The sequence below is a fragment of the Bradyrhizobium sp. SSBR45G genome, from assembly GCF_030159255.1.
Classification (GTDB): domain Bacteria; phylum Pseudomonadota; class Alphaproteobacteria; order Rhizobiales; family Xanthobacteraceae; genus Bradyrhizobium.
This window is the reverse complement of the sequence record NZ_BSCT01000045.1, coordinates 1-21,058: the sequence shown is the minus strand read 5'-3', so window position 1 is coordinate 21,058 and position 21,058 is coordinate 1. Positions and strand designations below refer to the sequence as shown.

Genomic DNA, 21,058 nt, shown 5'->3' with positions numbered 1-21,058 from the left:
CAGAGGGGCGGCATCCTTGCACTTGACAGTGAAGCCATGGTTAACATTTGCCTTATGGCGAGCAGTGCCCCCGATGTTCCGCCACCGGTTGCACACACCCGTGAGTCCGCCCCAAATCTTTGATTTTGACGTTCCCGCAGCCTATAAGGCCGCGCTTCCCACTGACCTCATCCGAATCCAAGAGACCTCGCATGGCCGGCCATTCCCAATTCAAGAACATCATGCATCGCAAGGGCCGGCAGGACGCGATGAAGTCCAAGCTGTTCGGCAAGCTGGCGCGCGAGATCACGGTGTCGGCCAAGCTCGGCACGCCGGATCCGGCGATGAATCCGCGGCTGCGCGCCGCTGTCGTGGCGGCCCGGGCCGAGAACATGCCCAAGGACAACATCGAGCGCGCCATCAAGAAGGCGCTCGGCGGCGAGGGCGATAATTATGACGAGATCCGCTATGAGGGCTACGGCCCGGGCGGCGTCGCCGTCATCGTCGAGGCGCTGACCGACAACCGCAACCGCGCCGCCTCCGACATCCGCTCCTACTTCACCAAATCCGGCGGCAATCTCGGCGAGACCGGCTCGGTATCGTTCATGTTCGACCGCGTCGGCATCATCGAATACGACCGCAGCGTCGCCTCCGATGACGCCGTGCTGGATGCCGCGATCGAGGCCGGCGCCGACGACGTCATCTCGGGCGAGGGCGGCCACGAGGTCTATGCCGCGCCGGAGAGCCTGCGTGAGGTCGCCAAGAACCTCGAGGCCAAGTTCGGCGAGCCGCGCAAGGCGGCGCTGACCTGGAAGCCGCAGAATACGGTCGCGGTCGACGACGAGACCGCCGAGAAGCTGTTGAAGCTGATGGATCTCCTGAACGAGCACGACGACGTCCAGAACGTCTATGCCAATTTCGAGATCTCGGACGCGCTGATGGCGAAGATGGGCGGTTGACGGACGCTTAACCACATCGCCGCCCCGCCGGCCGGCTGTTCCGTTTATGTTTCCCAGAGGGCGGCGCGAGGCTATCTCTATCCCATGAAAGCCCAGCCGATTCGCGCAGCCGTCCGCATCATCGGGATCGATCCCGGCCTCCGCCGCACCGGCTGGGGCGTGATCGAGAGCGAGGGCAACCGGCTGATCTATGTCGGCTGCGGCTCGGTCGAGCCGCCCGACGACCTGCCGCTGGCGAGCCGGCTGCTCGCGATCCATGAGGGGCTGTCGGCGGTGCTCGGCCGCTTCTCACCGATGGAGGCCGCCGTCGAGCAGACCTTCGTCAACAAGGACGGCGTCGCCACCTTGAAGCTCGGCCAGGCCCGCGGCATCGCCATGCTGGCGCCGGCGATGTTCGGAATTTCGGTCGCCGAATACGCCCCCAACCAGGTCAAGAAGACCGTGGTCGGCGCCGGCCATGCCGACAAGGGCCAGATCGCTGTCATGCTGAAGATCCTGCTGCCCAAGGCCGACCCGCCGTCGGCGGACGCGGCCGACGCGCTGGCCATCGCCATCACCCACGCCCATCACCGCCAGGGCCAGGCGCTGCGCATGAAGGTGGCCGGGCTATGATCGGCAAGCTCAAGGGGCTGATCGACTCCATCACTGAGGATTTCGTCATCCTCGACGTCGGCGGCGTCGGCTACCAGGTGCACTGCTCGGCGCGCACCCTGCAGGCCTTGCCGTCGCCGGGCGAAGCCGCCACACTGTCGATCGAGACCTATGTGCGCGAGGACCAGATCAAGCTGTTCGGTTTTCGCTCGGATGTCGAACGGGAATGGTTTCGTCTTTTGCAGACCGTGCAGGGCGTCGGCGCCAAGGTCGCCCTCGCGGTGCTCGGCACGCTGCCGCCGAACGATCTCGCCAACGCCATCGCGCTGCGCGACAAGGCCGCGGTGGCGCGCACGCCGGGCGTCGGACCCAAGGTCGCCGAGCGCATCGTCACCGAGCTGAAGGACAAGGCGCCCGCCTTTGCCGATGTCGATCCCGGCGTGGTGCGTCTGTCAGGGGCCATCGAGGAATCTCGTGCGCCGCGTCCGGTGGCGGACGCGATCTCCGCACTCATCAATCTCGGCTACGGCCAGCCGCAGGCGGCAGCCGCCATCGCAGCCGCCTCGCGCGCGGCCGGCGACAAGGCCGAGACCGCGCAACTCATCCGCCTCGGCCTCAAAGAGCTGGCGAAATAGGCTATCGTCGCCCGGCCAGGCGAGCAGAAGGACATCCGTTTCCCCCATGGTGAGCAAGAAGGACAAGGAGCTGATCGAAGCGGCGACATCGGCGGTCAAGAACCGCTACCGCAACGACTGGCAGGAGGTCGGCGCGGCCATGCGCACCCGCGACGGCCGCATCATCACCGGCGTCAACATCGACGCCTATCTCGGCCGCAACGCCGTCTGCGCCGAGGCCATTGCGATCGGCCGCGCCATCACCGAGTTCGGCGACCACGGCATCGAGACCATCGTCGCGGTGCGCCATCCCAAGCCGGGCGAGCCGGGCGAGGTCGCCGTCGTGTCGCCCTGCGGTACCTGCCGCGAGCTGATCCACGATTATGATGCGAAGGCCCGCGTCATCGTGCCGTCGAACGGCAAGGGGCCTGCGGCCGTGACCATCGGCGAACTGCTGCCGAACAAGTACAGGCGCGGCAACGAATGAAGCCGCCGGCGCGCCGATTGACGGTGGGATTAGCCGAGACCGTCAGACGGCAATTCAGTGTCGTCTCGACGCCGGAACGATCCGCATGAACCTGAGGACGCCGCGCATATTCGCGATCTTCTGGCTCGGGGGCACGCTCATCTCGGCGCTCATGATATGGTTGACGACGCCGCTACTGGTCTTGGTTGCGGGCGTTGGGGATAGTTTGCTGGCTCAATGGGATGCGCTTGGTGTCCGCTTGATTGCTGCCTTGGGGCTCGGCGTAGCCTGGGTGATGCCCGGGCAACTGTTCGTTGCCACGGCTGTGGCCATTCAGTTCTCTTTCCTGAAGCGGCTCCGATGGCCATTCGTCGTGTTCGTGATGATCCCCGCTGCCGCACTTCTCGCGACCTATCGGGATATCGCGGATTGTTGTGAACGGCCCGTGCCAAGCGACGTCCAGAAGCTGCTGTACTGGACGATGATCATGGCTCCTGCCGAGCTAATTTGCGCATGGTATGTTTCGAAGATGCCGCTTCCACTACACCATCAGCAGTTGTCGGCGGGTGAACCATGATGAAGCCTCCTGCGCGCATGGTGAGCCCGGAGCGGCGCTCGGACGATGTCGGCGACACCGCGCTACGTCCGCAGCAGCTGTCGGAGTTCGTCGGCCAGCAGCAGGCGCGCGCCAATCTGTCGATCTTCATCGAGGCGGCGCGCAAGCGCGGCGAGGCGCTCGACCATGTGCTGTTCGTCGGTCCTCCCGGCCTCGGCAAGACAACCTTGGCGCAGATCGTGGCGCGTGAGCTCGGCGTCGGTTTCCGCGCGACGTCGGGCCCGGTCATCGCCAAGGCCGGTGACCTCGCGGCGCTGCTGACCAATCTCGAAGAGCGCGACGTGCTGTTCATCGACGAGATCCACCGTCTCAGCCCGGCGGTCGAAGAGGTGCTCTATCCGGCGATGGAGGACTTTCAGCTCGACCTCATCATCGGCGAGGGCCCGGCGGCGCGCTCGGTCAAGATCGACCTGTCGAAGTTCACGCTGGTCGGCGCCACCACGCGCGCGGGCCTGCTCACCAATCCCTTGCGCGATCGTTTCGGCATTCCGATCCGGCTGAACTTCTACACGGTCGAGGAGCTCGAAGGCATCGTCACCCGTGGCGCCCGCGTGCTCGGGATCGGCATGACCCCCGATGGCGCCAACGAGATCGCGCGCCGCGCCCGCGGCACGCCGCGTATCGCCGGCCGGCTGCTGCGCCGCGTCCGCGACTTCGCGTCAGCTGCCGACGCGAGCGCGATCGATCGCGCCATCGCCGATCACGCCTTGAGCGCACTGGAAGTAGATGCTGCCGGGCTGGATGCGATGGATCGCCGTTATCTGACAACCATCGCACTGAACTACGGCGGCGGACCGGTCGGCGTCGAGACCATGGCGGCGGCGCTGTCGGAGCCGCGCGACGCCATCGAGGACATCATCGAGCCTTATCTCATCCAATGCGGCTATCTGCAGCGCACCCCGCGCGGCCGGCTCCTGACCACGCACGCATTCAAGCATCTCGGGATGGCCGAGCCGAATCGCGATCCCAGCCAGTTCGGCCTGTTCGGCAACGACGACGATGCTTAACGAATCTGCTGACAATCTGCACAGACGCACCCGAAATCGGTTGCAATGATCCGGGAAAAGGAAGCCGCTGCGAGGAGTTTGTCCATGCTGTCACGCCGTCGCTTTCTGTCATTTTCGGGCGGCCTTGCCGCCACCGGTTTTTCCACCGCCACCTACGGCGTCGGCGTCGAGCCGCTCCGCCTCGGCGTCACCGACTATCATGTCCGTCCGCGCAACTGGCCGGCAGGCCTCAAGCTGAAGATCGCGGCGATCGCCGACGTCCATGCCTGCGATCCCTGGATGTCGCTGTCGCATATCGAGACCATCGTTCACAGGACCAACGCGCTGAAGCCGGATCTGATCGTGCTGCTCGGCGACTATGTCGCCGGTCATCGTCATCACATCGGACGCATCGACGCTTCGGAGTGGGCGCCGGTGCTTGGCGGCCTGAAGGCGCCACTCGGCGTCCACGCCATTCTCGGCAACCACGACTATTGGGATGACAGGACGGTGCAGCGCGACGGCCATGGCGCGCCGTTCGCCCAGAAGGCGCTCGAAACGGTCGGCATCCCTGTCTATGAGAACGACGCCGTGCGCCTCAGCAAGAACGGCCATGCCTTCTGGCTCGCCGGCCTCGGGGATCAACTGGCCTACATGCCGGCCCGCCGTTTCCGGTCGGTGCCGCGGATCGGCGTCGATGATCTCGCAGCGACGCTGCGCAAGGTGATCGACAGCGCGCCGGTGATCCTGCTGGCGCACGAGCCTGACGTGGCGCTTCGGGTGCCGGCGCGGGTGTCGCTGCAGCTGTCCGGCCATACGCATGGCGGGCAGGTGCGCGTGCTCGGCTGGTCGCCGGCGGTTCCCGCGCGCAACGGTGTCAACCTTGCCTACGGTCACATCCGCACGCAGTGCGACGTCATCGTGTCCGGGGGGCTCGGCTGCAGCATCATGCCGGTGCGGATCGGCATGCCGCCGGAGATCGTGCTGGTCACCGTCGGTGGGGAACCCGTGGAGCTGATGTCGTAGCTTGCCCTTGCGCTCGCCGTTGAACTGGGCAAAACGATCGCCATTTCCGGCAATCGAGGGCTTCCGGTGACCCAACATCTCGACGGCGACATCCGCGACGGCCGCCATCACATGCAGGTCCGCGTCTACTACGAGGACACGGATTTCTCAGGGATCGTCTACCACGCCAACTACCTCCGCTTCATGGAGCGCGGCCGCACCAATCATCTGCGGCTGATGGGGGCCGAGCAGCACGCGCTGTTCGCGGAGGCCGAAAGCGAGGCGCCGGGCTTCGCCTTCGTCGTGCGCTCGATGACGCTCGATTTCCTGCGGCCGGCGCGCATGGACGACGTGCTCGACGTGGTGACGTGGCCGATCGCAGTCAAGGGCGCCTCGATCACCTTGGCCCAGGAGGTGCGGCGCGGCGAGGAGATTCTCGTCAAGGCCGACGTCCGCGTCGCCTTCATCAGCGGCGGCAAGGCGCAGCCGATTCCGAAGGCGCTGCGTGATCTGCTGAAGGCGGACCTCGCCTAGCCGGTCAAGCCGGCGTGGCCGGCGAGACCTCCTGCGGCCTGGTCAGCAACTCTCCCTCGCGGCGCAGATTGCCCGCGTCGAGTAGATCCTTGAGGCTGGTCAGCACAGCCTCGCGCAACTGGGCGCTGGTCGATCCGAAGCCGAACAGGCGGGCCACCGCCTGGATCAACTGGTCCTCCTCGGCGCCAAAGTTCTGCTCCACGACCTGCAGGATGGCCGCCTTGATCTCTTCCGGCGGCAGCATCTCCGGCTTGCGCAGCGTCGTCGACTGCACGTCCTCGCGATTTCGGACAACGATCGTCTGGCCGGGGACAACGTAGAACGGACCACCGGCGATCTGTCCCTTCGCGACCGCCGCGTTCAGCGCCGCGCGGACGGCGTCGCGGATGCGATTGCCGGCGCGGGCGAGGCCCCAGGCCGATCTGATGCGGACGATGATTTCCGATTCATGCACCGGCCCTTCGACGGCGACGATCTCGACGACATGCCGCGTCATGTTGGAGAGCGACGTCTCGTGCGGCTCGATCTCCCGGCGCACCCGCAGCTTCGCCTCTTCGTAGGGGATCACCGTCGGCGCCTGTGCGATGACCTCTGCGGGGCGGTCCGCGGTGGCTTTTGCCTCCGGCACATCGGGTTCTACCGGAGGCTCGGGCTGCGTCGCGGCAGCGCCTTCGTCGATCTCGCGCCAATGCGCCTTCGCCGCCTCGATCGCGCGCAGGACCTTCTCGGTCTCCTCCTTGGGACGGAGGAACCAGTCGGTCGACCAGATGCGATGCAGCACCCAGCCATGCGCTTCCAGCACGTCCTGGCGCAGGCGATCGCGGTCTCGCGCCGAGCGCGAGGCGTGGTACTGGGCGCCGTCGCATTCGATGCCGAGCAGGAAGCGGCCGGGCTTGTCCGGATCGACGATCGCGAGATCGACGAAGAAGCCGGCGGTGCCGATCTGCGTCTTCACCTCATGGCCGAGCGCTCCCAGCTTGGCCGCGACCTGCTCCTCGAACACCGAGTCTGGATCACGGCCGGTTTCCTGTGCAAGGCCGAGCTGACCAGTCTGTGCGAAAGTCAGGAACGTCTTCAGCGCGGCGATGCCACGGCCCTTGGCGCGCGATAAATCGATGTCGTCGCCGCTGATCGAGGAGAACACCTCGCAGCGCAGCTTGGCGCGGGAGATGAGCACGTTCAGGCGGCGCTCGCCGCCGTCCGAGTTCAGCGGGCCGAAGCTCATGGAGACGAACCCCTCCTTGGTCTTACCGTAACCCATCGAGATGAAGATGACGTCGCGCTCGTCGCCCTGGATGTTTTCGAGATTCTTGACGAAGAACGGCTCGCTCGTGCCGCGGACGAAGAAGTTCTCGGTGTCGGGGCTTTCCTTGCGCAACAGCTCGAGCTGGTCCTGAATCGCCTGCCGCTGCGCCACGGAGAAGGTCGCAACGCCCAGGCTTCTCTCAGGCGTCTCACGCGCATGCCGCATGACCGCCTCTGCCACGATGCGGGCCTCCCTCGGATTGGTCCGGCTGCTGCCGCGCTCGTAATGCGCATCGGGGTTGTAGTTGAACTTCAGCCCCATGCCCGCCACGGCGTCATAGGGGCTCGGCACGATGAACAGCCGGTTGTCGTAGAACTGCTTGTTCGACACCGCGATCAGCGACTGGTGCTTGCTGCGGTAGTGCCAGTTCAGCATCCGGTGCGACAGGCCCTTGGCGAGGCAGAGGTCGAGAATGCTCTCGGCGTCCTTCACCTGGAAGGTCGGTTGATCCTCATCGTCGCTGTCCTCGTCATCGTTTCCGGTCAGCTTGGCGAAGAAACGCGTCGGCGGCAGCTGGCGCTCGTCACCGACGACCACCATCTGCCGGCAGCGCGCCACGGCGCCGAGCGCATCCACCGGTTCGATCTGCGAAGCCTCGTCGACGACGAGCAGATCGAAGGCGATCGCGCCGGGCTTCAGGAACTGCGCCACCGAAAGCGGGCTCATCAGAAAGATCGGCTTGATCTGCTGCACGACCGGGCCGGCGCGCTCCAGCAGTTGGCGGATCGGAAGATGATTGCGCTTCTTGGCCAGCTCGCCGTTCAACACGCCGAGCGGGCCGATGCCGCCCGCATTGCGTGGCAGTGCCGCGGCATGCTCATAGGCGATCTGGTCGCGGGCGAGCTGCATGCGCTCGACGTCGAGCTTGCGGAAGCCGTCGACGAGACGGTCGTGCGACTCTCCGTCGAAACGCTTGAGCTGCGGGTGCTGCGCGAAGATCACGCTGCGCATCGCATCGTAGTAGGAACGATCGAAAGTCTGTTGCAACGCGTCGCCCGGCAACGAGCCGTCGAGCGTACGATCGACCAGAGCCGCGAGACCATACGCACGGGCGAGACGGATCCGCTCCATGAATGCGATCCAGCGGGTGAGCCGCTCGGTGGAGCTTTGCCACTCCGAGAAGGTCTCCGACAACTCGTCGAACCGAATTCGGTCGCCCGCGTCGAGCGGGATGCGGTTGGGCTCCAGTTGCAGAAAATCGATGAGCTGCTGCAGGCTGGATCTCAGGCCCGCGAGGTCGTTCTTGAATTGAGTGATCGCTTGCCGGTCGTCGGCCGACAGCGTGAGATGCGTCAGGCGCTGGCGCGTCTCGTCGTTCGCGAATGGCTTCGGGAATGCGCTCCACCAGGTCGTCAATGTCGACAGCGCCTCCCAGTCCGACTGCTCCTTCTGCCACGCGGTCCCAAAGGCCGCGCTCCCTGCATTCTCCAGCTCCGCGAAGGACCGGCGCGCGGCCTGCGCAGCGATGAGACCGTCGATCAGCAGCAGCCGCTGATCGACCGATTTCGGCATCGGCACCTTCAGGTAAGACGTCAGCAGCGCCATCTGCGCGCGATAGCGCGCGCTGAGCAGCCGAAGCCAGGAGTTGCCCTTCTCCGCGATCACCTTGCGGCAATCGGCCATCGCTGCATCCCAGGCGGCCTCGACGAACGCGGATTCGAACGCGGTCTTCAATTTGGCGTAGCGGAAGCCCCTGTCGACGATATCGGCGACCTCGTGCGGCCGGCTCCAGATCGGATCGCGGAAGGCCGCCTTGTCGCACTCGGGCATTGCCGCCGCAGCCTCGGCGAATGCCAGTACGCCAGCGGCATCGGCCAAGGTGGCCGGTGACGGCAGTTCGAACAGCGCGCCCATGCGGGCCGCGCCCGTCGTAACGTCGCCGAGACCCTTTGCAATCTCGTCCAGCGATGTCCGCAGGCGCGCCATTTCGGTCGGATCGAGTGCGTCGCGGCCGACGCCGCGCCACGGGTGCAGATGAGGCGCGCCGTCGGCTGCGATCCGCTCAGCCAGCTCGGCGATCAGCTCGCGTCTTCGCTCCAAGTCCAACGGAGTCCAGGAGGGCGCGCCCTGCAATGGCCGCGCCGGCTGTGCCGACGTTTCCCCACAACGGATGAGATGACCCAGCAGCCGGAACGGCGTCAGCTCGCTCGGCTGGTGCGGCTGGTGCATCATGTCGGCGTGCTGATTGAGGCCGTCGCGGCTGTCGGTCAGGTGCTGCACCAGCGTCGCCTCGCCGCGCGGCGCGGGCACGGCAGCCGATTTGCAGCGCTTCAACTCTTCCAGCAGGATGCGTTTGTTGGCCTTGTTGGAATGAAGCTCGAGCGCGAGGGAGCCGAGACCGACAGCCTTCAGCCGCCGGTGCACGACGTCCAGCGCCGCCATCTTCTCGGCGACGAACAGCACCGTCTTCCCCTCGGCCGCAGCCGAGGCGATGATGTTGGTGATGGTCTGTGACTTGCCCGTGCCCGGAGGTCCCTTGACGACGAGGTCGCGGCCGCGGACCACTTCCTCGATCACCACGGCCTGCGACGAATCGGCATCGACGACGTGGTTCATCGCGACCGGCTGGATCACGGGATCGATCCTGCCGTTGTCGGCGACGATCGGCTCCGACGCTTCGAAGCCGTTCTGCAGCAGCGCCGTGATCAAGGGGTGCCGATCGAGCGCGCCGTCCGTGGGCCAGTTCTCGGGATCGAGGTCGCGATACATCAGGAATTTGGAGAACGAGAAGAAGCCGAGGACGATCGCGTCTGCCCGCACCTCCCATCTCTTTTTCGTCGCGACTGTCTCGGCGATGCCGGCGAGATAGCCGGCGATATCGACATCATCCTCGTCGCCGAAATCCGCGAGCTTCAAGCCGAATTCAGCGTCGAGCTTGGCCTGCAGCGAGAGATTCGGCGAGGGCGGCTCCGCGCGGGAGACGAGATGAAACCGATCGGCGGCGCTGCTGCGTTCGAGCCGGACGGGCAGCAGGACGAGAGGCGCAAAGCGCTCGACGTCGGATTTGTCGTCCTCGAACCATTTCAGCAGTCCGAAGGCGAGATAGAGGATGTTGACGCCCTGTTCCTCTTCCAGCGTGCGTGCGTCATACCAGATGTCGAGTAGGCGCTTCTGCAGCGCCTCGGACGTCAATCGGGTCTGGAGCCGCGTGTCGGCTGGCCGGGTCTGCGCCTCCGATTCGTTTTCGGTCGGCTTCGACTTGGCGGCCGACGTTTCGGACTGAGGCGGCGGCACGGCTGCGACTGATGCGTCGCCCCCCGTTTCAGCAACCGCTTCGGCCTTCGATGGCAGGAAGGTGAAGCGCTTGCCTTCGCCGAGCAGCTCGAACAGCGCAGCCGATCGTGCGCCGACGATGTCGATGGTGCGGATGGTCTTGGTCTTGAGCGGGATGTGCACGAGCCGGTTGCGCGTGCCCAGATCGAGCAGCGCGCGCCGGTCCGCCAGCAATCGGTCTCGTACGGATGTGCTTGCCACGTGCAATCCTCCTGCGATTCGAGGATTGCAACCCGAAGTGATCGCGGTCAAGCGTTCGACACGATGGAGATGTGGTCATGGAACGATGGATCATCTCCCTTGAAGTCACATTCTCTCCAGAGGGAGATGAAACGCGCCCGCCGTCAGGCCGCTGCCCTGTGCCGCGCGAGTTCCGCCTTGTAGAGCTCGAACTCCTCGGCGATTGCGCGTGCAATCGACGGGCGTGCACGCAGGCGCTCGTAGTAGGCCTTCACGGCCGGCCATTTCGCGAGTTCGACGGGGGGCGTCGCCATGGTCCAGTTGATCACAGTCACGAGATAGGCATCTGCGACCGTGAAATGATCGAGCAGATAGTCTCGGCCGCGCAGGTGGTTGTCGAGATGGTCGAGCCGCGACAGGTTCTTCTTGAGAACGTGGGCCTTCATCTCCTCGGGCGCAGTCTTGTCGAGGATCGGAATGAACAGTCCCTTGTGCAGCTCGGTGCCGATGAAGCAGAGCCATTGCTGCAGCCGGCTGCGGTCCATGCCTGGGCCGGTGCCGAGTTGCGCGTCGGGGAAGCGGTCGGCGACGTATTGCAGGATCGCGGCGTTCTCCGTCAGCAGGTCGCCGTCATCGGTGCGCAAGGTCGGGACGAGGCCGAGTGGATTGGCGGCGCGGAAATCCGAGCCGTCGTCGAGGACGACCTTGGTCTTCGGATCGACCTCGAGGTAATTCGCCGCGGCGCCCGCTTCATAGAGCGCGATGCGGGTGGCCAGCGAGCAGGCGAGCGGCGAGAAATACAGGTCCATGGACGTCTCCCTGGGGCTCCGGACCGGAGCGTTCATTGATTTTTATACTGTCTCGCATAATATAAAATTGGTCAAGGGATTTAGTGCGAAATGGTACAAAAAAAGAAAGGGCCGCCACAGGGCGGTCCTCCTGCCGAAATCACCGCGGCGCCCGCCGAGCCGAAGCGGCGCGGGCGGCCGCGGGCCTATGAGCCTGATGTCGCGCTCGGCAAGGCGCTCGAGCTGTTCCGGGCGACCGGCTTTGCCGCGACGTCGCTCGACGATCTCAGCGCCGCCACCGGCATGAACCGGCCGAGCCTCTACGGCGCCTTCGGGGACAAGCGGGAGCTCTATATCAAGAGCTATCAGCGCTATCGCGACAGCGCCCGGGCCACGATCGGCGAGATCTTGCGCCAAGACTGGCCGGTGCGCCGGCAGCTGGAGGCGCTGTTCGCCGCGGCGCTCGACATCTATCTGTCGGGCGAGGAGGGGCCGCGCGGCTGCTTCACGGTGATGACGGCGGGCTCCGAGGCGATCGCCGATCCCGACATCCGCGCCATGGTGCAGAATGCGGTAACCGAGCTCGACAAGGCGTTCGCGCATTGCTTCCGGCGCGCCAAGGAAAAGGGCGAACTGCCGGACAGCGCCGACCCCGTCGTGCTGGCGCAACTGGCGTCGGCGACGATCCACTCGATCGCGGTCCGCGCCCGGGCGCGGGTGCCGCGCGAGGCGCTGGAGGCCATCGTTGCCGGCGCAATCGATGTCTTGGTGGGTCGAAAATAGCGTCTTAGTACCCCCTGACTCGATCGACGAGATTGCGCAGCGCGCCGCCGGCTTCGAACGCCCCGATCTGCTCGGCGACATAGCGCGAGATCGCGTCGGCATCGGTGTCGGCGGCGTTGTGCGGCGTCAGCACCACCTTCGGATGGGTCCAGAACGGGCTGTCGGCCGGCAGCGGCTCCTGGCCGAACACGTCGAGCGAGACCGCGCCGAGCGTGCCGTCGTCCAGACAGGCGAGGATGTCGGCCTCGTTCTGCAGGCCGCCGCGACCGGCATTGATCATGGCGGGGGCGCCGAGCGGCGAGGAGCGCCTGAGCTGGGCGAACATCTTGCGGTCGAGAATGCCGCGCGTATCCGGCGTCAGCGGCAGCAGCGACACCAGGATGTCGGTCCGCGCCAGGAATGTGTTGAGCTGTGCCGCGCCGTGGAAGGTCTCGATGCCCTGGACCTGCTTTTCGCTGCGGCTCCAGCCGGCGACCTGGAAGCCGATGCGCTTGAGCACCTCGGCCGCATCGATCCCGAGCGTGCCGAGCCCGAGAATGCCGACGCCGATCGCGGCCGCCGGCCACTGATATTTCGGCGCCCAGCGCTTCGCCCGCTGCGACTCGCGCAGGTAAAGCTCCTGGCGATGGTGCATCAGCACGTGCAGCACGACATATTCGGTCATGCGTTGGGTGAGATCGTCGACGGCAACACGGACCAGCGGCACGCTCGGCAGGGTCTTGTCGGCCATCAGCGCGTCGACGCCGGCGCCGAGATTGAAGATCACGCGCAGGTTCGGAAAGCCGGCGAGCTCGCCGGGCACCGGCTTCCACACGGCGGCGTAGTGCACGTCGGCCGGGTCGAGCCCGGCGTCGGGCAGCAGCACCACGGGGCGATCGCTGCAGACATCGTTGAAGCGCGCCTTCCAGCGCTGCGGCGACCAGTTGTCGGTGCCGCCATGGATCAGGAGCGCCAGCGCGCCTTTGGTCATCGGAGGGTCCTCGAGCTTAAGTGACCTGTCCCACATACCAGATCGCGCGGGCAGGCCAATCTCCGCTCCATCAACACGGAGACATCGTCATGCGCAAACTGCTTCTCGCCACCGCTTTCGTCATCGCGTCCGCTGCGGTCTCGGCCCAGGCCCAGACCATCGACGTCGGCTCGATCCTGTCGGCCAACGGCATTTCCATCGGCAAGGGCGGCGGTCAGCCGCAGGCCGGTGGCCAGCAGGGCGCCGCGACCGGGATGGCCCAGGGCGCCGGCCAGCAGCAGGGCGGCCAGAGCGGACAGGATGCCGCGGGCCAAGGCCAGAGTCAGGGCCAGTCGCAGAAACAGGCCAGCCGCGCCAAGCAGCCGCGCGAGAGCGCCCAGGAAACGCGGGCGCGCAACATCGCCGCCAAATACGGCATCTCCTGGTAGGCGGATTGTTCCTGTCGGCGGAACCCGCGAAAATTCTTCGCGGGCCTGTCGGCCGCGGGCATACTCCGACGTCTTGAAGACGAACGGAGATGCCTGCCGATGCTGTACGCGTTGCTCTGCTATCACGACGAGGATGTGGTCTGCGCCTGGACCAAGGACCAGGATGAAGCGGTCATGGCCAAGCTCGCGGTCGTCCAGGAGAAGCTGATCAAGCAGGGACGGCTCGGCCCGGTGGCGCGGCTGTTGCCGACCACGGCGGCGACCACCCTGCGCAAGGAGGATCCGCCGCTCGTGCTCGATGGTCCCTATGCCGAGACCAAGGAGCAGCTGCTTGGCTTCTACATTGTCGACTGTGCCAATCTGGACGAGGCGCTCGAGGTCGCCCGCGAACTCGGCGAAGCCAATCCCGGCGGCTCCTACGAGATCCGTCCTGTCGGCACGTTCAGGCCGGGCGGAGCGCTGGCATGACCGATGCGGCCTGGATCGATGCGGCCCTGACATCAGCGCGTCCCCAGGCCGTCGGTGCGCTGCTGCGCTACTTCCGCAACATCGACACGGCGGAGGAGGCGTTCCAGAACGCCTGCCTGCGCGCATTGAAGAGCTGGCCGCAGAACGGGCCGCCGCGCGATCCGGCGGCGTGGCTCATCATGGTCGGGCGCAATGCCGCGATCGACGAGGTCCGGCGCAGCCGCCGCGAGCAGCCGCTGCCGGACGACGAAGCGATCTCCGACCTCGGCGACGCCGAGAGCGCGCTCGCCGACCGGCTCGACGGCTCGCATTATCGCGACGACATTCTCAGACTGCTGTTCATCTGCTGCCACAAGGAGCTGCCGGCCACGCAGCAGATTGCGCTGGCGCTGCGCGTGGTCTCCGGACTCAGCGTGAAGCAGATCGCCCGGGCCTTCCTGGTCAGCGAGGCCGCGATGGAGCAGCGCATCACGCGGGCGAAGGGGCGCGTCGCGCAGGCCGACCTGCCGTTCGAGACGCCCGGCGCGGTCGAGCGGTCGGAGCGGCTGGTGGCCGTCGCCGCGATGATCTACCTGATCTTCAACGAGGGCTATTCGGCCAGCGGCGACACCGCCGATGTTCGCCGGCCGCTGTCGGAGGAGGCGATCCGGCTGGCACGGCTGCTGCTGCGGTTGTTTCCGGGCGAGCCGGAAATCATGGGCCTGACGGCGCTGCTGCTGCTGCAACACGCGCGCAGCGCCGCCCGCTTTGATGCGCAGGGATCGCTGATCCTGCTGGACGACCAGGATCGCACGCGGTGGAATCAGCCGATGATCGCCGAAGGCCTGGCCTTGATCGACAAGGCGATGCGGCATCGCCGCAGCGGTCCCTACCAGATCCAGGCGGCGATCGCGGCGCTGCATGCGCGCGCCGCGCGTCCCGAGGATACCGACTGGACGCAGATCGATCTGCTCTATGGCGCGTTGGAAGTCGTGCAGCCCTCGCCGATCGTGACGCTGAACCGCGCAGTGGCCGTCTCCAAGGTCCGGGGTGCGCAGGCCGCACTCGACCTGATCGCGCCGCTTGACGGGCGGCTCGCCAATTATTTCTATTTCTTCGGCGTGCGCGGCGCGCTGCTGATGCAGCTCGGGCGCAACGACGAGGCGCGGACGGCGTTCGACCGCGCCATCGCGCTGGCGCACAGCTCGGCCGAGGCCGCGCACATCCGCATGCAGCTCGACCGGCTGATGCGCGACAGCTCGGCGGCGCAGGCCGAGGCCGGTCAATGAATCGCAGCTGAGGATCGGCTCAAAATTTTCAGCCGAGTTGTCGGCGGCGTGAGCGGTCATTCGTTCTTGGAGCAGCATCACGGAGGGAACTGCCGATGTCGACGATCACCCTGGACCAGCCGGTCTCGCGCGCCGAATTGTGGGGCGGCCGCATCCTGAGCGGGCTGGTGATCCTGTTCCTGCTGTTCGACGGTGCGATCAAGCTCGTTCCGCTCGATGTCGTCACCCAGGCGATGGATCAGATGGGCTATGGCGGCAGCGACGGCATGGCCCGGGCGCTCGGACTGATCACGCTGCTCTGCACATTGCTCTATGCGCTGCCGCCGACCTCGTTGCTGGGCGCAATCCTGCTCACCGGATATCTCGGCGGCGCCATCGCCTCGCATGTCCGCATCGGCAGTCCGCTGTTCAGCCACGTGCTGTTCGGTCTCTATCTCGGGCTGATGGTGTGGGGTGGTCTGTGGCTGCGCGACCGCCGCCTGCGCGCGCTGCTGCCGCTGCGCTGACGCACCAGCTTTTCAACCAAGGAGGATGACATGATCTGTCCCTATCTCACCTTCAACGGCAATTGCGAGCAGGCCCTCAAGCACTACGCCGATGTGCTCGGCGCCAAGGTCGACATGATGATGCGCTATGGCGAGGCTCCGCCGGAGATGCCCTCGGCGCCCGAGCACAAGGACAGGATCATGCATGTCAGCTTCTCGATATCAGGGGACGTCATCATGGCCTCCGACGCGCCGCCGGCGTATTTCCGGACGCCGCAGGGAATCTCGGTCTCCCTGCAGATCGCAGACCCCGCCGAGGCCGAGCGCAAGTTCAGCGCGCTGCTCGAGGGCGGCGCCGTCACCATGCCGTTCGGCAAGACGTTCTGGTCCAAGGGCTTCGGCATGGGCGTCGACCGGTTCGGGATTCCCTGGATGATCAATTCGCCGGCCGACGGCTATTGAGCGGCTAGCGGCAGGAGGGGTACATCGCCTTCAGATCGCGCCCGCGCAGCACTAGCAGCCGCGACGTCAGTCCGCCGCGGCGCACGATCCAGCTGCGCACCGGCGCCGGGTAGGTGCGCAGCACGATCTGCGAGGCCTCCGGCTCCGCATAGGTGCGGCCGCGCCGGTCGACCGAGCGTGCGGCGTGGAAACCGAGCGCGGCGCGCCGCGTCACGCAGATGCGATCCTCAGGTACGACGCTGAGCACCAGCGTGCAGGCCGACAGGCAGGGGCCGTCGATGACGACGCGCTCACCGGAGGCACGCACCTTCTCGAACAGTTCGAGGAACGAACCGACTTCGCCGCCGGGCGAGGAGACGATGCGGACATCGGCGCGCGCCAGCATCGACGCGATGCCCCACAGGACGACTGCGAGCAGCACGGTGAGGATGATGCGCATCCGGCTCGGCATCGCGTCAAGCGTTCCTGCGTTGGCCGCGCAATGTCGGCAGCCCGATTCCGGCGGCATCGAAGCCACCGTCCACGGCCAGCACCTGGCCCGTGATGTAACTCGATCGCTCGGAACTGAGAAAGAAGATGGCGTCCGCCAGCTCCTCTTCAAGGCCGTAGCGGTTGAGCGGGATGGCGTCGTGATAGTCGGCGCGAATCTCCGGCGTGTGCACGTCCCTCGCCATCGCCGTCTCGACCGGTCCAGGCGCCACGGCGTTGACGCGGATGCCGGCGGAGGCGAGCTCGACCGCGAGCTGTTTGGTCAGATGCGCCAGCGCCGCCTTGCTGGTGCCGTAGGCCGAACGCAAGGTGGAGGCGCGCACGGCCGAGATCGAGGTGATGTTGACGATGGCGCCGCCGTGCTCGCGCATCAGTGGCACCGCAGCCCGCGTGCACAGGAATGGTCCCGTCAGATTGACGTCGAGAATGCGCTGCCAGTCGGTTTCGGTGGTTTCCATGACTGACGCGAAGCGTGCGACGCCGGCATTGTTGACCAGCGCGTCGAGGCGCCCGAATAGCCTGGTGATGCGCTCCAGCGCATCGGCCACCATCGCGGCGTCAGACACGTCGCAATGCAAGGCCAGCGTCCGGTCGGGACATTTGAGCGCGGCTGTGGCGTCGCTGAGCAGCTTGGCCTCGATGTCGAGCAGGGCCACGCGCCAGCCCTCCTGCAGAAATCGCTTGGCGGTCGCGAGCCCGATGCCGCGCGCAGCGCCGGTAATCAGGGCGACCTTGTCGATGAGCTCCGTCGTCGATGGTTCGGTCACGGCAATCGGCTCCTTCGGCCGGCGGCCCGGCTCTTGCTCTTACGGTTGCTATCTCTTGTGGGTTCCCGCTGCGTGGTTCCTAACACGCGCGGTGCGGACCGCCTGTGAAGGCCGTCACATTTGTCAGTGTGCGTTCAATTCAGATCGGTGCCGCGTAGCGCAGCGAAGTTCGCAGCCCTTGTCAAACAGCCAAGGGTAGTAATGGACGCGCCAACTCGCGTTCTCGCGGCGCAATAGCGTCCGAGTCATGCTGGTATTGGTGTCCCCTCACCGATCGGAGGGAGCAGGGAAGACCGGGAGCTCGCCGCCCCCATGGCCCCCGTGCGGAAAAAATGCACGGGGCAGGAACCACAGGTTCGGCTGGGGCATCCCGGCCTTCCCTGCGCGATGGTCGGACGGCTTATACGTGCTCTCCCCGGGGACCGGCTGTCTTGCCCCCGTTTCTGCCACATTGCGTACACGCAACGGACACGACATCAGCATCGGGATGCCAGGACCACACGATTTCGCCGTACGCGCCGCGTTGTTCGTCTGCGTGTCCTTCATATGAGCATGATGTTGTCAGAAAGCTGTGGCGCAATAGGCGTCAACAGCCTCCGGCTCCGAATCATGCTCCACGCTGCAACATCGACGCGTCCACCGCATCCCGCTCTCAACGTTCGTGACGACCGCGAAACGTCCCTCTCGATCGGGAACAGGATGTGGTTAATAGAACCTAAATTCTGGAAAAAAGAAATAAGAAAATTTTCGCGGCAAGGACTGGACAAGGGTGATCGGCTTGAAACTCTTCACGAAAAAGAAATCCTGGCGCAGCGGATTCGCGGTTTGCGCCGGAGCGTCCAAGCAGGCATTCGGCCTCCGATGTGATCGGAGCCCGACGGTTGATTTGCCCGTCGGGCAGGGGTGTCGGGTTGCGTCTTGGACGAACCCCGAACTGGTAGCGTAGAGTCAGGTCTCGGTAGAATCGACATGGACGGTCAATCCATCAGCCAGCGAATCACATCGTTCTCATGCAGCACGGAGCAGCTCGCGCTGTCGCGCCGGCCAGGCAGCTGGCTGAGTGCGCGCCGCGCCTTGCTGCTGTCCTGCGTCGTCGTTGGTCTGGCGACGAGCGGCACGGCCCGGGCGGAAGGCCCGGTTGCTGCGAAGCCGGCGGGAGCGGAGCAGGCGGCGCGCGACGCCGCGCCGCCGCCATCGCTCGAGCCGCAAAAGACCGAGCCTCAAAAGACTGAGCCGCAAAAAGCAGAGCCGCAAAAGCCGGAGGCACGAAAGCCGGAGTCCGAGACCGTCGGACGCCCCGCCGAGGCGCAGGCGCCAGCACCGAAGGTGGTGGTGCCGTCGACCGAGCCTGCAAAGCCGGTCACGGCCGAGCGCAAGAGCGACACGCGGACGGCCGGACGCGAAACCAAGGACACGAAGAATCTGACCGTCCCGCAGCGGGCGCTGCCGGCCGAGGTGGCGCAGATGATCGGCCGCAAGATCTGGCTCAATGAAGCCGGCGGCCGGCGCGACGCGATCACCTCGTGGAATGCTGGTGAGGAATTCGCCTCGCTCGGGATCGGTCACTTCATCTGGTATCCGGTGACCGCGAAGCCGCCCTATGAAGAAGGCTTCCCCGGCCTGGTCGCGTTTCTGCGCAAGGGCAAGACACCGCTTCCGGCTTGGCTTGACAAGAACCCGGTCCCGCCATGCCCGTGGAACAGCCGGGCCGAGTTCAAGAAGAATTTCAACTCGCCCCAGATGCGCCAGCTGCGGCAGTTCCTGCTCGACACGATGGCCGAGCAGACGCAGTTCCTGGTGGCGCGTGCGCAGGGCGCGATGGACAAGATTCTCGCCAATACGCCTGACGGCGCCGAGCGCGAGCACATCGTCGCGCAATATGCGCGCGTCGTGCGCGCCTCGGCGGATCTCTATCCGCTGATCGACTACATCAACTTCAAGGGCGAGGGCACCAATCCGTCGGAGACGGCGGTCGACAAGGAAACCGGCCAGCGCCAGGGCTGGGGCCTCAAGCAGGTTCTGCTCAAGATGAACGGCTCCACGACGGAGCCCAAGGCCGTGCTCGCCGAATATTCCGACGCGGTGCAGGTCGTGCTGCAGCAGCGGGTTCGCAACCTGCCGTCGAATCGCGTCTGGGAGGCGGGTTGGCTGCGCCGCGCCGAGACCTATCGCCGCCCGATCGCGCAGCTGGAGCAGGTCCCCGAACGTCCGACGCGAAGATCCTCGCGCTACAGGGCCGACAACACGCCATTCTGATCGACAGATTCGATCGACGGGGGAGCGCGCGATCCGCGCTTCGCCCGCGCGGCGCCGGATCACATCCTATCGGTCTTTTCCTGTCTGGGCTTTCTTGGCGGCAACGACCTTCTGATAGGCCGCCTGCAGCCGCTCGCCGACGCTCGGACCGGCCTTCCTGCGGCGCTTCACGCCGAGATGGATCTCGCGCAGCTCATCCATGAGCTCGGCCCACATCTTCGGCCCGCCTTCCATCAGCAGCTTGGCGCGGATGCCGAGCTCTTCCGAGACCGGCAGATATTTGTAACCCCAGCCGGCCATCTGCGCGAGGATCGGCAAGAGCTCGATGCCCTGCTCGGTCAGGGAATAGATGCCCTTCTGCTTGTGGCTCGGATCGTCCTCGCGGCTGATGATGCCGGCGGCGAGCAATGTTTTCAGCCGGTCGGCCAGGATGTTCGAGGAGATACCTTCCTCCGACCCGCCGAGCAGCTCACGATAGTGCCGGCGATTCCCGAAAATCATGTCGCGGATGATCAGCAGGCTCCATTTGTCCCCCACCACTTCGAGCGTGAGGTTGATCGGGCAGCCGGAGCGGTGAATGTCGGACATCGGAGTCTCATGGGCAGGTCGGGAATAAACCGCTTGCAATATTGCATCGGTCTGGGCATCCTCCAACTGCTTGCGAAACAAGATCAGTTGGGAGGTGCGTCGATGGCAAGGCTGGTGTTGTGGAACATGATGACGCTCGACGGCATGGTCGCGGGCGAGAACGGCGACATCTCGTGGCACGAGGATGTCTGGGGCGACGAGCTGGAGCGGTTCTCCGAGGCGCAGCTGCACGAGGCGGGCGGCCTGGTGTTCGGCCGGGTGACCTACGATCTGATGGCCGGGTACTGGAGAGGTGCGAGCGGCGTCATCGCCGAATTCATGAACAGCATCCCCAAGCATGTCGCGTCGCGCACCCTGTCTCGCCTGGAATGGTCGAATGCGCATCTGCTGGGTCCGCAGTTGGCTGTCGACGTGGACAGGCTCAAGACAGACAGCCCCAAGGATCTGTTTCTGTTCGGCAGCGCGGACCTGGCTTCGACGCTTATCGCGCACGATCTGATCGATGAGTTTCGGCTGGCGATCAATCCGCGCATGCTTGGACGCGGTGTGCCGCTGTTCAAGCCGGGGCAGGCGATGAAGCTGCGGCTGATCGATAGTCGCCCGCTCTCCAATGGCGTCGTGATCGTGCGCTATATGCGCGTGCGGGATGTGTGAACATTCGCGGTTTGCGAGGTTTCGATGAGTACGCGGCGGCATTGTGACACGACCATCGCGCGTCGTACTCGGTGCACCTCTCCCCGCTTGCGGGGAGAGGTCGGATTGCATCGTCAGATGCAATCCGGGTGAGGGGGGCTCTC

Annotated in this window: 22 protein-coding genes; 16 read left to right on the top strand and 6 right to left on the bottom strand. The window is 65.7% G+C overall.

Annotated features, from left to right (window positions below):
- The first annotated feature begins 191 nt into the window (after window positions 1-191).
- From QQL87_RS32845 to ybgC, 8 genes are all read left to right on the top strand, one after another.
- Window positions 192-938, top strand: a complete 747-nt coding sequence (locus tag QQL87_RS32845) for a YebC/PmpR family DNA-binding transcriptional regulator (RefSeq protein ID WP_284423225.1) — start codon at window positions 192-194, stop codon at window positions 936-938.
- 84 nt (window positions 939-1,022) lie between these two features.
- Complete coding sequence (gene ruvC, locus QQL87_RS32840; RefSeq protein WP_284423224.1) at window positions 1,023-1,550, top strand: crossover junction endodeoxyribonuclease RuvC; 528 nt, start codon at window positions 1,023-1,025, stop codon at window positions 1,548-1,550.
- Window positions 1,547-2,164 carry a Holliday junction branch migration protein RuvA gene (gene ruvA, locus QQL87_RS32835; RefSeq protein ID WP_284423223.1) on the top strand — a complete coding sequence of 206 codons (618 nt, stop codon included), beginning with the start codon at window positions 1,547-1,549 and terminating at the stop codon, window positions 2,162-2,164. Before ruvC ends, ruvA begins: the two co-directional genes overlap by 4 nt.
- Before the next feature lie 46 nt (window positions 2,165-2,210).
- Complete coding sequence (locus tag QQL87_RS32830) at window positions 2,211-2,630, top strand: cytidine deaminase (RefSeq protein WP_284423222.1); 420 nt, start codon at window positions 2,211-2,213, stop codon at window positions 2,628-2,630.
- Between the two features lie 85 nt (window positions 2,631-2,715).
- Complete coding sequence (locus QQL87_RS32825) at window positions 2,716-3,186, top strand: hypothetical protein (protein WP_284423221.1); 471 nt, start codon at window positions 2,716-2,718, stop codon at window positions 3,184-3,186.
- Entirely contained in the window at window positions 3,186-4,232 is a 1,047-nt protein-coding gene (gene ruvB / locus QQL87_RS32820; RefSeq protein ID WP_284423263.1) for a Holliday junction branch migration DNA helicase RuvB, read from the top strand. The genes QQL87_RS32825 and ruvB overlap by 1 nt, the downstream gene beginning before the upstream one ends.
- A gap of 84 nt (window positions 4,233-4,316) precedes the next feature.
- Window positions 4,317-5,237 (top strand): metallophosphoesterase, encoded by a 921-nt coding sequence (locus QQL87_RS32815; RefSeq protein ID WP_284423220.1) that lies wholly within the window; start codon window positions 4,317-4,319, stop codon window positions 5,235-5,237.
- 66 nt (window positions 5,238-5,303) lie between these two features.
- On the top strand, window positions 5,304-5,750 hold the full coding sequence (gene ybgC, locus QQL87_RS32810; RefSeq protein ID WP_284423219.1) for a tol-pal system-associated acyl-CoA thioesterase: 447 nt from the start codon (window positions 5,304-5,306) through the stop codon (window positions 5,748-5,750).
- A 4-nt stretch (window positions 5,751-5,754) separates the two neighbouring features.
- Here the strand turns inward: ybgC and proA are convergent, their stop codons facing one another.
- Window positions 5,755-10,530, bottom strand: a complete 4,776-nt coding sequence (gene proA / locus QQL87_RS32805) for an anti-phage protein ProA (protein WP_284423218.1) — start codon at window positions 10,528-10,530, stop codon at window positions 5,755-5,757.
- A gap of 143 nt (window positions 10,531-10,673) precedes the next feature.
- Window positions 10,674-11,318, bottom strand: coding sequence for a glutathione binding-like protein (locus QQL87_RS32800; RefSeq protein ID WP_284423217.1), 645 nt, complete (start codon window positions 11,316-11,318; stop codon window positions 10,674-10,676).
- A gap of 90 nt (window positions 11,319-11,408) precedes the next feature.
- On the opposite strand from QQL87_RS32800, the gene QQL87_RS32795 reads away from it, so the two are divergent.
- Entirely contained in the window at window positions 11,409-12,080 is a 672-nt protein-coding gene (locus QQL87_RS32795) for a TetR/AcrR family transcriptional regulator (protein WP_284423216.1), read from the top strand.
- A 4-nt stretch (window positions 12,081-12,084) separates the two neighbouring features.
- Here QQL87_RS32795 and QQL87_RS32790 read toward each other — a convergent pair whose 3' ends face one another.
- Window positions 12,085-13,050 (bottom strand): 2-hydroxyacid dehydrogenase, encoded by a 966-nt coding sequence (locus QQL87_RS32790; protein WP_284423215.1) that lies wholly within the window; start codon window positions 13,048-13,050, stop codon window positions 12,085-12,087.
- An 89-nt stretch (window positions 13,051-13,139) separates the two neighbouring features.
- On the opposite strand from QQL87_RS32790, the gene QQL87_RS32785 reads away from it, so the two are divergent.
- The 5 genes from QQL87_RS32785 to QQL87_RS32765 all read left to right on the top strand — a co-directional run bounded on the left by QQL87_RS32785 (window position 13,140) and on the right by QQL87_RS32765 (window position 16,161).
- Window positions 13,140-13,478: a hypothetical protein gene (locus QQL87_RS32785; protein ID WP_284423214.1), complete on the top strand. Its 339-nt coding sequence runs from the start codon at window positions 13,140-13,142 to the stop codon at window positions 13,476-13,478.
- 99 nt (window positions 13,479-13,577) lie between these two features.
- The gene (locus QQL87_RS32780; protein ID WP_284423213.1) at window positions 13,578-13,946 is read left to right on the top strand and encodes a YciI family protein; all 369 of its coding nucleotides are present in this window, start codon (window positions 13,578-13,580) and stop codon (window positions 13,944-13,946) included.
- Window positions 13,943-15,214: an RNA polymerase sigma factor gene (locus QQL87_RS32775; protein WP_284423212.1), complete on the top strand. Its 1,272-nt coding sequence runs from the start codon at window positions 13,943-13,945 to the stop codon at window positions 15,212-15,214. Before QQL87_RS32780 ends, QQL87_RS32775 begins: the two co-directional genes overlap by 4 nt.
- A 137-nt stretch (window positions 15,215-15,351) precedes the next feature.
- The gene (locus QQL87_RS32770) at window positions 15,352-15,720 is read left to right on the top strand and encodes a DoxX family protein (RefSeq protein WP_502871246.1); all 369 of its coding nucleotides are present in this window, start codon (window positions 15,352-15,354) and stop codon (window positions 15,718-15,720) included.
- 30 nt (window positions 15,721-15,750) lie between these two features.
- Window positions 15,751-16,161 carry a VOC family protein gene (locus QQL87_RS32765; RefSeq protein ID WP_284423210.1) on the top strand — a complete coding sequence of 137 codons (411 nt, stop codon included), beginning with the start codon at window positions 15,751-15,753 and terminating at the stop codon, window positions 16,159-16,161.
- Between the two features lie 4 nt (window positions 16,162-16,165).
- Here QQL87_RS32765 and QQL87_RS32760 read toward each other — a convergent pair whose 3' ends face one another.
- Together QQL87_RS32760 and QQL87_RS32755 are read right to left on the bottom strand one after the other, a co-directional pair.
- Window positions 16,166-16,612: a hypothetical protein gene (locus QQL87_RS32760; RefSeq protein WP_284423209.1), complete on the bottom strand. Its 447-nt coding sequence runs from the start codon at window positions 16,610-16,612 to the stop codon at window positions 16,166-16,168.
- Window positions 16,613-16,616: 4 nt separating this feature from the next.
- The gene (locus tag QQL87_RS32755) at window positions 16,617-17,423 is read right to left on the bottom strand and encodes an SDR family NAD(P)-dependent oxidoreductase (protein WP_502871245.1); all 807 of its coding nucleotides are present in this window, start codon (window positions 17,421-17,423) and stop codon (window positions 16,617-16,619) included.
- A gap of 963 nt (window positions 17,424-18,386) precedes the next feature.
- On the opposite strand from QQL87_RS32755, the gene QQL87_RS32750 reads away from it, so the two are divergent.
- Window positions 18,387-19,673 (top strand): hypothetical protein, encoded by a 1,287-nt coding sequence (locus tag QQL87_RS32750; RefSeq protein ID WP_284423262.1) that lies wholly within the window; start codon window positions 18,387-18,389, stop codon window positions 19,671-19,673.
- A 66-nt stretch (window positions 19,674-19,739) separates the two neighbouring features.
- On the opposite strand, the gene QQL87_RS32745 is transcribed toward QQL87_RS32750, so the two are convergent.
- Window positions 19,740-20,261: a winged helix-turn-helix transcriptional regulator gene (locus QQL87_RS32745; protein WP_284423207.1), complete on the bottom strand. Its 522-nt coding sequence runs from the start codon at window positions 20,259-20,261 to the stop codon at window positions 19,740-19,742.
- A 102-nt stretch (window positions 20,262-20,363) separates the two neighbouring features.
- Between QQL87_RS32745 and QQL87_RS32740 the strand changes: the two genes are divergently transcribed.
- The gene (locus QQL87_RS32740; protein ID WP_284423206.1) at window positions 20,364-20,915 is read left to right on the top strand and encodes a dihydrofolate reductase family protein; all 552 of its coding nucleotides are present in this window, start codon (window positions 20,364-20,366) and stop codon (window positions 20,913-20,915) included.
- The last annotated feature ends 143 nt before the right edge of the window (window positions 20,916-21,058 follow it).